General features: G+C 36.2%; 14 protein-coding genes. 11 read left to right on the top strand and 3 right to left on the bottom strand.

The window, feature by feature from the left end; genetic code table 11:
- Positions 1 to 2 precede the first annotated feature (2 nt).
- From HU235_RS00070 to ptsP, 8 genes are all read left to right on the top strand, one after another.
- Positions 3 to 803 carry an ABC transporter ATP-binding protein gene (locus HU235_RS00070; RefSeq protein ID WP_095302225.1) on the top strand — a complete coding sequence of 267 codons (801 nt, stop codon included), beginning with the start codon at positions 3 to 5 and terminating at the stop codon, positions 801 to 803.
- Entirely contained in the window at positions 800 to 1,561 is a 762-nt protein-coding gene (locus HU235_RS00065; RefSeq protein ID WP_095302224.1) for an ABC transporter ATP-binding protein, read from the top strand. The genes HU235_RS00070 and HU235_RS00065 overlap by 4 nt, the downstream gene beginning before the upstream one ends.
- A gap of 331 nt (positions 1,562 to 1,892) precedes the next feature.
- Positions 1,893 to 2,492, top strand: coding sequence for a nitroreductase family protein (locus HU235_RS00060; protein ID WP_095302223.1), 600 nt, complete (start codon positions 1,893 to 1,895; stop codon positions 2,490 to 2,492).
- A gap of 440 nt (positions 2,493 to 2,932) precedes the next feature.
- Positions 2,933 to 3,892, top strand: coding sequence for a pectate lyase family protein (locus HU235_RS00055; protein WP_370877290.1), 960 nt, complete (start codon positions 2,933 to 2,935; stop codon positions 3,890 to 3,892).
- Positions 3,893 to 4,375: 483 nt separating this feature from the next.
- The gene (gene glcT / locus HU235_RS00050; protein WP_095299178.1) at positions 4,376 to 5,215 is read left to right on the top strand and encodes a glucose PTS transporter transcription antiterminator GlcT; all 840 of its coding nucleotides are present in this window, start codon (positions 4,376 to 4,378) and stop codon (positions 5,213 to 5,215) included.
- A gap of 225 nt (positions 5,216 to 5,440) precedes the next feature.
- Complete coding sequence (gene ptsG / locus HU235_RS00045; RefSeq protein ID WP_174879040.1) at positions 5,441 to 7,549, top strand: glucose-specific PTS transporter subunit IIBC; 2,109 nt, start codon at positions 5,441 to 5,443, stop codon at positions 7,547 to 7,549.
- A 154-nt stretch (positions 7,550 to 7,703) separates the two neighbouring features.
- Positions 7,704 to 7,970, top strand: a complete 267-nt coding sequence (locus tag HU235_RS00040; protein WP_095299148.1) for a phosphocarrier protein HPr — start codon at positions 7,704 to 7,706, stop codon at positions 7,968 to 7,970.
- Positions 7,970 to 9,688, top strand: coding sequence for a phosphoenolpyruvate--protein phosphotransferase (gene ptsP, locus HU235_RS00035; RefSeq protein ID WP_095299147.1), 1,719 nt, complete (start codon positions 7,970 to 7,972; stop codon positions 9,686 to 9,688). Before HU235_RS00040 ends, ptsP begins: the two co-directional genes overlap by 1 nt.
- A 96-nt stretch (positions 9,689 to 9,784) precedes the next feature.
- On the opposite strand, the gene HU235_RS25455 is transcribed toward ptsP, so the two are convergent.
- Complete coding sequence (locus tag HU235_RS25455) at positions 9,785 to 10,132, bottom strand: nuclease-related domain-containing protein (protein ID WP_174879065.1); 348 nt, start codon at positions 10,130 to 10,132, stop codon at positions 9,785 to 9,787.
- 345 nt (positions 10,133 to 10,477) lie between these two features.
- Entirely contained in the window at positions 10,478 to 11,146 is a 669-nt protein-coding gene (locus HU235_RS00025; protein ID WP_174879039.1) for a GNAT family N-acetyltransferase, read from the bottom strand.
- 157 nt (positions 11,147 to 11,303) lie between these two features.
- Here HU235_RS00025 and HU235_RS00020 point away from each other — a divergent pair, with 157 nt between their 5' ends.
- Positions 11,304 to 12,089, top strand: coding sequence for an SDR family oxidoreductase (locus HU235_RS00020; protein WP_174879038.1), 786 nt, complete (start codon positions 11,304 to 11,306; stop codon positions 12,087 to 12,089).
- 25 nt (positions 12,090 to 12,114) lie between these two features.
- Here HU235_RS00020 and HU235_RS00015 read toward each other — a convergent pair whose 3' ends face one another.
- Entirely contained in the window at positions 12,115 to 13,386 is a 1,272-nt protein-coding gene (locus HU235_RS00015) for a cytochrome P450 (protein WP_174879037.1), read from the bottom strand.
- Positions 13,387 to 13,537: 151 nt separating this feature from the next.
- On the opposite strand from HU235_RS00015, the gene HU235_RS00010 reads away from it, so the two are divergent.
- Both HU235_RS00010 and HU235_RS00005 read left to right on the top strand, forming a co-directional pair.
- Positions 13,538 to 14,404: an NAD(P)-dependent oxidoreductase gene (locus HU235_RS00010; RefSeq protein WP_174879036.1), complete on the top strand. Its 867-nt coding sequence runs from the start codon at positions 13,538 to 13,540 to the stop codon at positions 14,402 to 14,404.
- Positions 14,392 to 14,853 carry a GNAT family N-acetyltransferase gene (locus HU235_RS00005; protein ID WP_217451413.1) on the top strand — a complete coding sequence of 154 codons (462 nt, stop codon included), beginning with the start codon at positions 14,392 to 14,394 and terminating at the stop codon, positions 14,851 to 14,853. Before HU235_RS00010 ends, HU235_RS00005 begins: the two co-directional genes overlap by 13 nt.
- The last annotated feature ends 83 nt before the right edge of the window (positions 14,854 to 14,936 follow it).

Genomic DNA, 14,936 nt, shown 5'->3' with positions numbered 1-14,936 from the left:
CAATGACTTTATCGATTGACAATGTATCCATTAGCAGTAAAGAAAAGAAAATCGTTCAGAACGTATCTCTTTCCATCCGTGAAGGAGAATGGTATGCATTGGTTGGGCAGAGCGGGAGCGGCAAAAGCATCCTCTCACAAGCAATTGGACAAATGCTTTCTCCTAATTTGCGGGTTGAGGGAAAGATCCTTTTTAAAGGAGAAGATTTGCTGTCATTATCAGCAAAACAAATAAGGAATATTCGCGGTCAAAAATTGTCCTATATTTTTCAGGATTATCAGGGTTCTTTTACACCGTTTCGAACGATTGGTCAGCATTTTGACGAATATCAGAGAGCTCATGGTATTCTCGATGCAAAAGCAAGACAAAACAAGTCAATGGAGGCTCTTGAATCAGTTGGATTAGATGACGCTTTGTACAATCAATATCCATTTCAGCTTAGTGGTGGACAACTCCAGCGCGTTTCAATCGCAATAGCCCTTTTATTATCACCGGACTTATTGATTGCTGATGAGATAACTACGGCACTTGATAGTGTTTCAGGACACAGGATTTTAGAGTTGCTTGCAAAACGGCAAAACGAAACAGGTTGTGCAATTTTATTCATCACACATGATTGGCGTCATGTCAGACGATATGCGAATCGTTTAGCTGTTATGAAAGAGGGCCAAATCGTTGAAGCAGGTGGAAAGCATCGTATACTTGACCACCCGCAGCATGAATATACTAAGAAGCTGATTGAGGCGGCGCCTACACTTGGACGAGGCCTCCCATCAGGGTTACAGGAGGTCAATAACGGATGAATCTCCTTACTGTGAAACAGCTAACAAAATCATATCAAGGTAGTAAAGCTGCGGTGAGTAACCTTTCATTTGAGCTAAACAAAGGGGAATGTCTTGGACTTGTCGGTGAAAGTGGTTGTGGTAAAAGTACATTAGCTCGTTGCTTGTTAAGAATTGAACCAATTGATAGTGGATCAATTCAATTTAAGGGTGAACCGATTGAGAAGCTTAATGAACGTCAGCTGTTACCATATCGAAAAAAGATACAAATCGTGTTTCAAAATCCATCTGCTGCATTGAACCCAAAATTAAAAATAAAAGATTCCTTGATTGATCCATTTGTTCAATATAGGAAGGAGCTTAATCTTAGCCATTTTTCCTATACTTCTAAAGAGGCCTTTGTAAAGCAACTTCTTGAAGCTGTTGAACTGACTCCTGATTTAGCCGATCGATATCCCCATGAATTAAGTGGCGGCCAACGACAACGTGTCACAATTGCCCGGGCCATCAGTATTGAGCCTGAGCTTATCGTTCTCGATGAGCCAACTGCGAGCCTCGATGTTATTTCTCAAGGAGCGGTGCTTTCATTATTGACAGAGCTTCGTGAAACTTTAAATCTATCTTACTTGTTTATTTCACATGATCTTGCCGCTGTCAGCCAAATGAGCCAGAGGATGATGGTGATGAAGAACGGCAAGCTTATCGAACAATTTAACCGTGATCAGTTATTTAGTAAGGAACGTCATTCTTATACAAAAGAGCTTATTTCAATTTTTTAGATGAAAGAGCTCTTTTCTAAAACAAAGTTATTTTTTAGCTAAAGTTTGTAAAGGTTGATTTTGAGTGTAAGTCGAAATTCCTGCAGGATGCGTGAGATAGGTGAGACCCTGCAGTATTTACAACAAATGCTCACCGCCCACCCCGCGGAAAGTGGGCACTGCAAATGCAAATACCCTTAACAACTACTAATTAAACGAAACAAAGTTTACAGACATCCTTTACAAAAAAATAAAAAAACAATTATTTGACACTATCCCACTTACTAGTTTAAAATAATCCTTGTTTCAAGATATTCAATTTAAAGACAATATTTTTGGAGGGATACATAGTATGTCAAAGGATTTTTACTCTGTTCTTAAAGAAAGACGTTCTTATTATGCAATTAATAAAGACGTACAAGTAACTGATGAGAAAATTAAAGAAATCGTTGAGTTTGCTGTGAAGCATACACCTTCTTCTTTTAACTCACAATCTGCGCGTATTGTTGTATTAACTGGTGAAGCTCATGATAAATTATGGGATATTACAACTGAAACTTTACGCAAAGTAGTTGGCGAAGGAGATTTCTCTGGAACTCAACAAAAAATGGACTCTTTTAAAGCAGGATATGGAACAGTTTTATTCTTTGAAGATGAAGCAGTCATTAAATCTCTTCAAGAACAATTTGCTCTATATGCTGAAAACTTCCCAATCTGGTCAAACCAAGCTTCTGGAATGCATCAATTAGTTGTTTGGGCTGGTTTAGAGGCAGAAGGATTAGGAGCATCATTACAGCATTACAATCCACTTATCGATGATGAAGTGAAAAAGGAATGGAATATCCCAGCTGAATGGAAATTGATTGCACAAATGCCTTTCGGTAACCCTACTGCAGAGCCTGGTGATAAAGAATTCCAGCCACTTGAAGATCGAGTGAAATTTTATAAATAAAGATAAAGAAATCGTTTATCTTAACAAAAAGGTCTGATAATGCATCAGATCTTTTTTGTTTATAATTAACAATTTGAAAAGCTTAGTAATCATTTCGTTAGGTGCCTACATTTTTTATTGAATGAAAAGTCATACATAATCATTCCTAGTTTTCCTTGAGCACCTGTAATAGTCCTACTTAATGCATAGTCCAGTCATAGGAAAAAAACGGAGATTTAAGAAAGGTTTTAGTTATTGTGGTAATTTTTTACTTAAATACTCAACATCTGATGTAATGATTATTTTATGATAACGCTTACGTGTTATGATTTCATTAATCCTAATTGGAAGGAGGGTAGACCATTTGCATCTAGAATTTGCTTGAAAAGATAAATTAAATAAAGGACGTGAGGAGAAAGATGAAAACAAAATTATTAAAGATGTTTATTGCAAGTATCTCAATGATAATTTTAGTTGTTGGTTTGTCTTTTCAATCTGTTTCTGCTGCTACTCCTGATTTCAGTATGAAAGGCTTTGCTACTTCTAATGGTGGAACAACTGGCGGTGCAGGTGGAGATACGGTTACCGTTCAGACTGGAGATGAAATCATCCAAGCTTTAAATAATAAGGATGATAATACACCTTTAACGATTTATGTGAATGGAACGATTACACCCAATAACACCTCTGATAGTAAAATCAACCTCAAAGATGTTTCTGATGTTTCCATATTAGGCGTTGGTACAAACGGTGAATTTGATGGAATTGGCATCAAAGTATGGAGAGCAAATAATATCATCATTCGAAACCTCACGATTCACGAAGTTAGAGCTGGCGATAAAGATGCCGTAACAATTGAAGGTCCTTCTAGTAATATTTGGGTCGATCATAATGAGATTTATGCTAGCCTAAATGTAGACAAAGATTATTATGACGGGCTTTTCGATGTAAAGCGTGACGCTTATAATATAACCTTCTCTTGGAACTATGTACATGATGGGTGGAAAGCAATGTTGATGGGCTCATCAGATAGTGATAATGCCGATCGAAATATCACATTCCACCATAATCATTTTAAAAACTTAAACTCCCGTGTTCCTAGCTTCCGTTATGGCAAAGGACATCTTTATAACAACTATTATGAAGGAATTGATGGTTCAGGTATAAATGCACGAATGGGTGCGGAACTCCTTGTCGAAAACAATGTATTTGAAAATTCACATAACCCATTAGGTTTTTGGTACAGCGACGAGACAGGTTATTGGAATGTTTCAAACAATCTTTATCTTAATAGCACAGGCAGCCAACCAACATCATCCACTACAAATTACACAGTCCCATACAATTATACGCTAACTCCTGTTGAGGATGTAAAATCAATGGTCACTCAATATGCAGGTGTTGGAGTCGTTCAACCGTAAATATGATTATTGTCAAAAATAAATAGTCAGTTTTATTCTTTGAAGCTATAATCTCATCAAGAACAATTTGCGATATATTTAAAAAACTAACCAATTAGTTGTTGGGGCTGGGTTCAGCCCTTTTTTTATTAAGAACAATATATGAAAAACACTCCACCATCCTTTTAACTCTCGTTTCTTAATTCTAGATGAGGGGTCTGACCCTTTGGTTTTGAGTCATCCACTTTTGCTAAAGTTCATTGTTTTTAAAATTTGAGATTTTACTTTCAAGAGCAAATGGTACAATTAGGTAAATGGAGAATAAAGGAATCGTTTAGTTAATACATAATTGATAATTTTATGGTAGGTGGAGTTTACATGTTTTTTTTCAAAAAGAAAGCCAAAATAACAGAAGAGAAAATACAAGAACTTATACAACAGCTGGAAAGGGCATATATCTCTTGTACGATATGAAGGATTGGATTGCAAAGGAGTTGTGGATTCATGACGGGGTCCTTTATCATAAAAAAATCATTAAATAACAATGTTTTAATTGTTGAACATCAGTCATATGGCGAAGTTGTTTTAATAGGAAAAGGAATTGGATTTGGCAAGAAACCAGGAGATGTAATTGAAGAAGATAATATTGAAAAAATGTTTGTATTAACAAACAAAAAAGAACAAGAGCAATATAAAATGCTATTGACTGATATTGATGATGAAATGCTCGAGATTATTCAAGATGAGATACGTTATATTGCGGAAAGAGTGAACCATCCACTTAATGAGCATATTCATATTGCATTAACTGACCATATCACCTTTGCGTTAAAGCGTTTGCAACAAGGGATGGATATAAAGAATCCTTTCTTGCTTGAAACGAAATCTCTCTATCCTTTTGAGTATGAACTTGCTACTGATGTTATAAAACGATTAAATAAGAGGTTGAATGTACAGTTACCAAATGGAGAAATTGGTTTTATTGCCTTGCATATCCATAGCTCTATCACAAATAAGCCGTTATCAGAGGTAAATCAATACTCACAGCTAATAAGCCATTTAACAGATGTTATTGAGGAGTCCCTTAAAATAACTGTTGATAGAGAAAGTGTGAATTATTTAAGACTAGTCCGACATTTACGCTATACAATTGAGCGGGTAAACTCCGGTGAATCTTTAGCTGAACCAGAAAAATTATCTTTTTTGTTGAAAAAGGAATATCCTTTATGCTACAATACTTCATGGAAAATGATTAAAGTCATGCAACAAGTATTAAAGAAACCTGTTTATGAAGCAGAAACCGTATATTTAACAATGCACTTATACCGTTTAACAAATAAATAAATGTAACCGATCTTATTCACGTGTTACTGATTCGATCAGGCATGAGTGAACAAGCGTGTTTTATTTGCTATTTTGGGGAAGTATACCTATTAGTAAATTAAGCACCTGTTCACCATGCCTTTTTTGTTTGTTTTGACTTGTTTGCAGGTTAACTGTAAACGGTTAATTCTGTTTGTTTCTTGTTTATCTTGTTGCTTAATTAAAAGGTAGGAGGTTTATTTTATTATGTTTAAAAATGCTTTTGGCGTCCTTCAAAAGATTGGACGTGCACTCATGTTACCAGTTGCGTTATTACCAGCTGCTGGTCTATTGCTAGCATTAGGAAATGCTTTGCAAAACGAAACACTAACTAATCTTGCTCCATTTCTAACAAGTGATTGGGTAGTTCTTATAGCAAGTGTAATGGAAAATGCGGGAAATATCGTTTTCTCTAATTTACCGGTATTATTTGCTGTAGGGGTTGCAATTGGCTTAGCAAATGGTGATGGTGTAGCAGGGATTGCTGCATTAATCGGATATTTAATTATGAATATTACGATGAGCAGTATTTTAAAAGGCTTAGGCGTAATGCCGACAGATTCTGCTGCTTTAGCTGAATTTTTAGCAAACCATAGTGCAGCTTATGGAAATGTATTAGGTATACCGACATTGCAAACTGGTGTATTTGGCGGGATTATTGTAGGGGTATTGGCATCTTATATGTATAATAAATTCTTTACAATTGAACTTCCGCAATACTTAGGTTTCTTTGCAGGTAAACGATTTGTACCTATTGCGACTGCAGCTTCAGCTGTTGTTCTTGGTATCATTATGTATTTTGTTTGGCCACCAATTCAGTCAGGCTTAAATGCATTCTCAACAAACTTATTAGATGCAAATAGAACGTTGGCTGCATTTATCTTTGGTGTCATTGAACGTTCATTAATTCCATTTGGTTTACACCATATTTTCTATTCTCCATTCTGGTTTGAGTTTGGTTCATATGTTAACGCTGCAGGTGATACTGTACGTGGTGACCAAACGATTTTCTTTAACCAGATTAAAGATGGTGTACAAGATTTAACAGCAGGTACATTCATGACTGGTAAATTCCCATTCATGATGTTCGGTCTTCCAGCAGCAGCTTTAGCGATTTATCATGAAGCAAAACCTGAGAATAAAAAGATTGTGGCCGGCCTAATGGGTTCTGCAGCGTTAACATCTTTCCTAACAGGTATTACTGAACCACTTGAATTCTCATTCTTGTTCGTAGCACCTGTACTATTTGGAATCCACGCTATTTTTGCCGGATTATCATTTATGACTATGCATATTTTAGACGTTAAAATCGGGATGACATTCTCCGGTGGATTAATTGACTTTATTCTCTTTGGTATGTTAAATCCACAAACACATTGGTGGTTAGTAATTCCAGTTGGTTTAGTTCTTGCAGTTATTTACTATTTTGGTTTCCGCTTTGCGATTCGCAAATGGAACTTAATGACTCCAGGTCGTGAAGATGCATCAGTTGAAACTTCTGATGATTCTTCTGCAGCAACAACTGATGCTGGCGAATTACCAGTGCAAATTTTAGCTTCTTTAGGTGGACAAGAAAATATCAAACATTTAGACGCATGTATTACTCGTTTACGTGTTACTGTAAATGATGCGAAAAATGTCGATAAAGATCGTTTGAAAAAATTAGGTGCTTCAGGTGTTCTTGAAGTTGGAAATAATATTCAAGCAATTTTCGGACCAAAATCGGATAATTTAAAAACACAAATTCAAGATGTAATGGCAGGAAAGAAACCTCGCGTGACAAAAACAGCTTCTCAACAGCAAGAAGTTCGTGAACAAGTAGAAGATGTAGTAGCAGATGGCCTGCAAAACGAAATTGTAAATGAAACAATTGTTGCACCTCTAACAGGTGAAATAAAAGAAATTTCAGAAGTACCTGACCAAGTCTTCTCTGGAAAAATGATGGGTGATGGATTTGCAATTTTACCAACAGAAGGTACAGTTGTCTCACCAGTAAATGGTAAAATTCTGAATGTATTCCCAACAAAGCACGCGATTGGAATCCAATCAGATGGTGGAAAGGAAATTTTAATCCACTTTGGTATTGATACAGTTAATCTTAAAGGTGAAGGCTTTACAACCTTTGTAAAAGAAGGGGATATTGTCGAACAAGGTCAAAAACTACTTGAAGTCGATATCGAAAAAGTGAAGGGACTTGCACCATCTATTATGACACCGATTGTGTTTACAAATCTTAAAGAAGGTCAATCAATTAAGCTTCAATCAACTGGTAAAGTAAATGCAAAAGATGAAAATATTATTTCTATAGAGGGTTAATCTAAGCTATTTTGTGCCTTACTAAACGAATAGTAAGGCGCAAAATATGATTAAATTTCTATTTCTAATACGACATACTTGTCTTTTGAGTTCATTCACTGTTAAAATAGAAACTTGTAGAATATTGAAAGATTTTAAAGGAGATTGATGAAAAATGGCAGAAAAAACATTTACAGTAACAGCAGAAACAGGAATTCACGCACGTCCTGCAACAGTATTAGTGCAAGCGGCTAGCAAATTTGATGCAGATGTAAACTTAGAATATAACGGTAAGACTGTTAACTTAAAATCAATTATGGGTGTTATGTCTTTAGGAATTCCTCAAGGTGCCCAAATTAAGATTATTTCAGCTGGTTCAGATGCAGATGAAGCAATTGCTGGAATTACAGAAACATTGAAAAACGAGGGGCTTGGCGAATAATGAGTAATAACCTAAAAGGGATCGGAGCTTCAGCAGGTATTGCGATTGCAAAAGCATACCGTTTAGAAGAGCCAGAGCTTACGATCGAAAAAAGGGAGATTGCTGATAAGGAAGCTGAAAAGCAACGTTTTGAACAAGCGATCAGCCAATCTAAAGAAGAACTTGAAAAAATTAAAGAACATGCAAACCGTGAACTAGGTGCTGATAAAGCAGAAATTTTTGCAGCACATTTATTAGTATTAAGTGATCCCGAATTACTTAATCCTGTATTAGATAAAATTAACACAGAATCTGTAAATGCAGAATTCGCAATGAGAGAAACAGCTGATATGTTTGTTTCAATGTTTGAATCTATGGATAATGAATACATGAAAGAACGTGCAGCAGATATTCGTGACGTAACAAAACGTGTAATTGCTCACTTACTTGGTGTTCAAATTCCAAATCCGAGCCTTATTTCTGAAGAGGTTGTTATTATTGCTGAGGATTTAACACCTTCTGATACTGCTCAATTAAATCGTCAATTTGTTAAAGGTTTTACAACTGATATTGGTGGTCGTACATCACATTCAGCGATTATGGCTCGTTCAATGGAAATACCAGCAGTTGTAGGGACTAAACAAGCGACTTCAAGTATTGAAAATGACGTAATGGTTATTGTTGATGGTTTAGATGGTGATGTTATCATTAACCCTTCAGCAGAAGTCATTGCTCAATATGAAGAAAAACGCGCTAAATATGAAGCACAGAAGGCTGAATGGGCTAAATTAGTCAATGAGCCAACTGTTTCAAAAGATGGTCAACATGTTGAACTTGCTGCAAACATCGGAACACCTGATGATGTAAAAGGTGTTATCGAAAATGGCGGTGAAGCAGTCGGATTATACCGTACAGAATTTTTATACATGGGAAGAGACCAGCTTCCAACTGAGGACGAGCAATTTGAAGCATATAAAGCTGTTCTTGAAAGAATGGAAGGAAAGCCAGTCGTTGTCCGTACTTTAGACATCGGTGGAGATAAAGAATTACCATACTTACACCTACCAAAAGAAATGAACCCTTTCTTAGGATTTAGAGCAATTCGCTTATGTTTGGAAGAGCAAGATATTTTCCGCACTCAATTACGTGCTTTACTTCGTGCTAGCACATACGGAAACCTACGTATCATGTTCCCAATGATTGCAACTGTTTCTGAATTTAGAGAAGCTAAGGCGATTCTTTTAGAAGAAAAAGAAAAGCTAGTAGCTAACGGTGTTCAAGTATCTGACAATATTGAAATTGGAATGATGGTTGAAATTCCATCAACAGCAGTTATGGCAGACCAATTTGCGAAAGAAGTTGACTTCTTCAGTATTGGTACAAATGACCTTATCCAATACACAATGGCAGCAGATCGTATGAACGAACGTGTATCATACTTATATCAACCATACAACCCTGCAATCTTACGTCTTGTTTCAATGGTTATTGATGCAGCACATAAAGAAGGCAAATGGGCTGGTATGTGTGGAGAAATGGCTGGCGACCCGATCGCTATCCCATTATTATTAGGACTTGGTCTTGATGAATTCTCTATGAGTGCAACATCAATTCTTCCAGCACGTACTCAAATTAAAGGACTTTCAAAAGCAGAAGCACAATCTGTAAAAGAAAAAGTTCTTGGCATGAGCACAACTGAAGAAGTCGTTGCATTTGTTAAAGAGACATTTAATGTATAATTTGAAAAAGACAGGCATATAGCCTGTCTTTTTCTCTATTACTGTGAATAATCTTCATTCGTAAAAATAAATACTTCCATTAATTCACAAATACTTTCAATTACTTAAATATACTTCCAAATCAGTATTTCGTATCGATTCTTTAAGTTTGGAAATCTCTAGAATATATTTCCTATCTTTATATGGTAATGCTCCTGAATGTATGACAACTTGGGATACATCTTTATGATCTGGAGTTACTTTAATGATTGTTGAAGGATAACTTATAATCACTAATGGAATAACTGGAACATTAGGTAAATTGTGTTTTCGGAGAAAATATTGTAGTTGTGATTTTTGGCGGTTTACTTGAAGGATAGGGTCAGGAAAGCCTGTTTCTTTACTCGAGTCATCAATTCGGAGCAGTTGATTAAACTTTCTATCGAAATAAAGTATCCCTTTTATATGTTTTACTTACATAATTATCAATACTTTTGGCTAACGATGAGGTAATCGATTTGAAAATAACAATTATTGATTCTCTGTAGCCTGATATTCGTGTAATATTCGATTTGTTTTGTTATCTATTAAAGTGAGTAATATTCAATCGATTGTTCTCCTCGAAAGCCTGCGTAGTTAATCGAGAGTTTTTCTACAATTTTGGTCCTTTCAATATGACTCTCATCTAGCCTTCTTTTCAATGCCTTCAAAAATAAGATTTATCAGGTAAATCTCTATCGTTTTTCATTGTTCATAACCACCTCTGTTTATATCTTCCAATTAATTATCGAATTGTAATAGGAACGACAGTTAACAACTCTTAAACGGATTCCGCCACTCCATTAGCATGCCATAGTTACAAGATTCTTTATCTTCAAGGTAATTTTTAACTGGACAAACAGGTGTACGTCCGCAACGCAATAAGAAGGACATGACCGGGTCCTTTAATGTTCCGTTCAGAACATTGTTTACATATTCATCAATTGATTTTTCATGACTAACCTTAGAATAGCCAGGAAGTCTTCCTCCACCTAACAATCTGTCGAGGTCTAATGAAATGACCGTTTCATACATGGATTGCATTAGCCATTTCCCTACTCCTAATTTACGATATGGCGGAGCAACACATATATCAACAATATATAACGTATTTCCATTTGGGTTATGGTTATGAATGTATCCATTATTAGTTATCTCCTCCCATGTATGATTGGGATGAAGTGGATCAAATTGTACGATTAATCCAGTTATCGAGCCAATAATCGTTCCATCAATCTCAGCACAAAGAGCACCTTCTGGAAAAATTGTTACATGGTTATGCAACTGCGCTTTATTCCACCATAATTCAGGCGGAAATGGCGGTGGAAAGCTTTCCCTTTGTATAGCAATCAATTGCTCAAAGTCATCTTCTGTATACTGACGAAAGAATGTTTTGACTGGTTTATTATCATGAAACAAATACATCTCTTTCCTAAACATTACCAATCACCTCTAGATAATGATTCTATAACACTACTTTTTTTCCTCTATAAATATAAAATTGAATCTGTTTTATATTAATATGATAAGTCATAATAATAAGGTAAAGAAGCAGATTAACTGTAATACTATTGATCTAAATTGATGAGGTGAAAATATGTACAGTAATTTTCAAGGGAAAACTGCACTTGTTATTGCATCAAGCCAAGGATTAGGAAAAGCAATTGCAGAGCAACTTGCATCACTAGGTGCAAATGTCATGATATCAAGTCGAGATGAGGAGAAATTAAGTAGGGTAAAAACAGATTTAACTGAGGTAAACAAAGGAATAGTTGAATATAAGGCATGTAATGTAACGAAGAAGGAGGAAATTCAGCAATTAGTAAAAGCAACGGTTGAAAAATTTGGAACAATTGATTTACTAGTAAATAATGCTGGTGGTCCGCCTGCTGGAACATTTGAAGAGATGTCAGATGATGATTGGCAATATGCGTTTGAGTTAAATCTTCTAAGCTACATACGTTTCATTCGGGAAACATTACCTTATATGAAAAAGAATGGTGGGAAAATTGTTAATATTGCTTCTTCCTCAGTAAAGGAGCCAATTCCTGGACTAATTTTATCAAATACGTTTAGAACTGGAATGATTGGGTTAACGAAGACACTTGCAAGCGAGCTAGCACAATATGAGATTTTGATTAACACAGTTGCACCAGGTAGAATTGCTACTGATAGAGTTGCATCACTTGATGAGATTGCTGCTAATAAGCAAGGGAAAACAAAAGAAGAAATAGAGGACATGATGAACAAAACAATTCCATTAGGAAGATATGGGAAGCCTGAGGAATTTGCTACGTATGTTTGTTTCCTCTTATCTGATATGAACACCTATATGACCGGACAAACCTTTTTAGTTGATGGCGGAATGGTAAAGTCTATATAAAGGGGATGAAGACCTCCAAAAGATTTTATCTTATGGAGGTCTTTTCTTTGACATTTTCAATGATAAAGCCACTTTCAGGAAACGTTGGCATGCGATTCATTGGAATATGTAAGTTTTGTGTAGGTACTTGGTAGGTTATATGATGAACGAGAAATTGAACGCTGGCCTTTATAACCTCAATTGTGATCCCTTCACCAGGACAACGATGCCCTGTTTCAGGAGCCCCACCACCTTGAGGAATAAAGTCAAATAAGTTGCCTTTCCATTGCTTAAATCGTTCTGGGTGAAAGTCATTTGGCTTATCCCATAAAGTAGGGTCATGATTGATTCCATAAACATCAAGGAGAACTAATGTCCCTTCTTCAAAATTGCAATTATTCCATATGAAATTGTTCTTAACTCTTGCTCCCAATATTGGGGCAAACGGATAAAAGCGTCGTACCTCTTGAACAAACATGTCTAAATATGCATCATCACTTTCAAAAAGCTTTTCTTTGCAAATTGGATAATTATGCAATGCTAATGCTGCAAATGTGATAAAGGTTGAAATTGCAACAATAGGTCTTAAAACATTAATCAGCTCGATTGCTGCTATTAATGAACTCAATGGTTGACCGATTTCATCCTTATAAAAAGCCATTTCATACATAGCAGTCCCTTTTTGTACCTCTATCTTATTTGCACGGACATCCTCGATCATCGATTGAATCCAATGTTCAGCACGTGTTCGGGCTCTTCTTCCTTTCCAATGACGTGGTCCAACAGCCCCAAACGCATCAATCATTGCATTGAAATCCTCAGCACGTTCTTTAACCTCAGTCTCTTTTAACGGGACACCTGCCCATTTACAAGCTGTTCGACATAAGACAAGCTTTGCTTCGTCAAAAAGAATGACTTGTTTAGATTCTTCCCAATTCTTTCGTGCCATTTCCCAGTGGGTCTTTGTTAGTGCTGCAAGCTCTGCTTGATGCTTAGGAGTCATAAGGGACATAAATAATTTTTTTCGGTGTGTATGTGCTAAACCATCCATTAATTGGATTGCATTTTCACCGAAAAGTGTTTTTTGGATCCGCTTTGGAGTTGCTCCTTTTCGCTTGAAGCGATTGGTATCATAAAAGATTTCAGCAGCTTCTTTTCCTGTCATGCAAATAACTTTTTCCCCTAGAAGTCGTGCTGCAAAGATAGTTGAATGGTATTTATTGACACGATTTTGCATAAAGTGATAGCCTTCACGCATGAGAGCAATGCTGTTATCTAAGCTTCTATCATGTGGTATTGCATGATTTTCTGTTCCCATTTTTTTCTCCTTTTTGCAAGCGTTGTAGAATCCATCCTATTTTAACCAAAAAGAGAAAATTTATATTGTTAAAATGATTGTGAAAAAAATGGTAAAATACTACTTTATTCTTTTATAATGTAACTATTACTTCTTATAAGGGGGAACAAAAATGAAGCAAACCGTTGGATTTATTGGACTAGGTGTTATGGGACAAAGCATGGCGAAAAATATTCTTCGCGCTGGTTATCCTTTACAAGTCTATACACGTACAAAGAAAAAGGCTGAACAGCTTATCGAGCAAGGTGCAGTATGGAAAAATACTGTTCAGGAATTAGCGGGCGATTGTGACGTCATTATTACGATCATTGGTTATCCACAAGACGTGGAGGAAGTTTATTTAGGCCAAGACGGCATTATTCAATCAGCTCGTCCAGGTACATATATTATTGATATGACAACTTCAAAGCCTGCTTTAGCAAAGAAAATATATCAAGAAGCAAAGGGGAAAAAATTATTTGCTCTTGATGCTCCTGTTTCAGGTGGTGATATCGGTGCAAGGGAAGCACGACTTGCTATAATGGTCGGCGGTGATAAGGATGCATATGAGTATTGTTTACCGATTTTTGAGACAATGGGGCAAAATATTGTTTATCAAGGGGAATCAGGCTCAGGTCAGCATACTAAGATGTGTAATCAAATCGCAATAGCAGCAGGGATGATTGGAGTTTGTGAGGCGATTGCTTATGCTGAAAGTTCAGGATTGGATCCAGCTAATGTCCTAAAGAGTATTTCGACAGGAGCGGCTGGAAGCTGGTCACTAAGTAATCTCGCCCCAAGGATGTTAGCTGATGATTTTGAACCTGGATTCTTTGTAAAGCATTTTATTAAAGATATGGGAATTGCCCTTGAAGAATCGGGAAATATGGATTTGCAAACTCCTGGATTAAAGCTTGCACATGAACTATATGAAAAGCTAGCACAATCTGGAGAAGAAAACAGTGGGACACAGGCGTTGATAAAGTTATGGAAATCGTAATTCGGAAGCTCCTTGAAACAGAGGAAGCACCATATCATCTCCTTCTTGAAGCAGACCCTTCAAAAATGAAAATAGCTGAATATCTTAAGACTGGTATCGTTTTTGTGGCGGAATATCAGCATGAATTGGTTGGAGTTATTGTCGTTGTTCCAAGAGGAGAAGAAGATGAAATTGTTAATATAGCTGTGGAAGCTAAGTATAGGGGAAGAGGAATAGCAAAAAAGCTCCTGCATTTTGTCACAAAGCAAAGTGAGGCAAGCGGTAAGCATCATGTAGTGATTGGAACAGGCAATTCAAGTATAAATCAGCTAGCTCTTTATCAAAAATGCGGTTTTCGGATCGAGACTATTCTAAAAAATTATTTCATAGATAACTATGAAGAAGCGATTTTTGAAAATGGTATTCAATGTATGGATATGATCGTCCTAAAAAAACATATAAAATTTTGAAAAAAAGTAAAAGTTATGAAACAATTTCCAAATTAAACCGTTTATAATAGAGAGGGAAGAAGACAATGTGATAAGTCATATTG

This window comes from Metabacillus niabensis (assembly GCF_902829255.1).
Taxonomy (GTDB): domain Bacteria; phylum Bacillota; class Bacilli; order Bacillales; family Bacillaceae; genus Metabacillus; species Metabacillus niabensis.
This window is presented reverse-complemented; position numbering and strand designations above follow the sequence as displayed.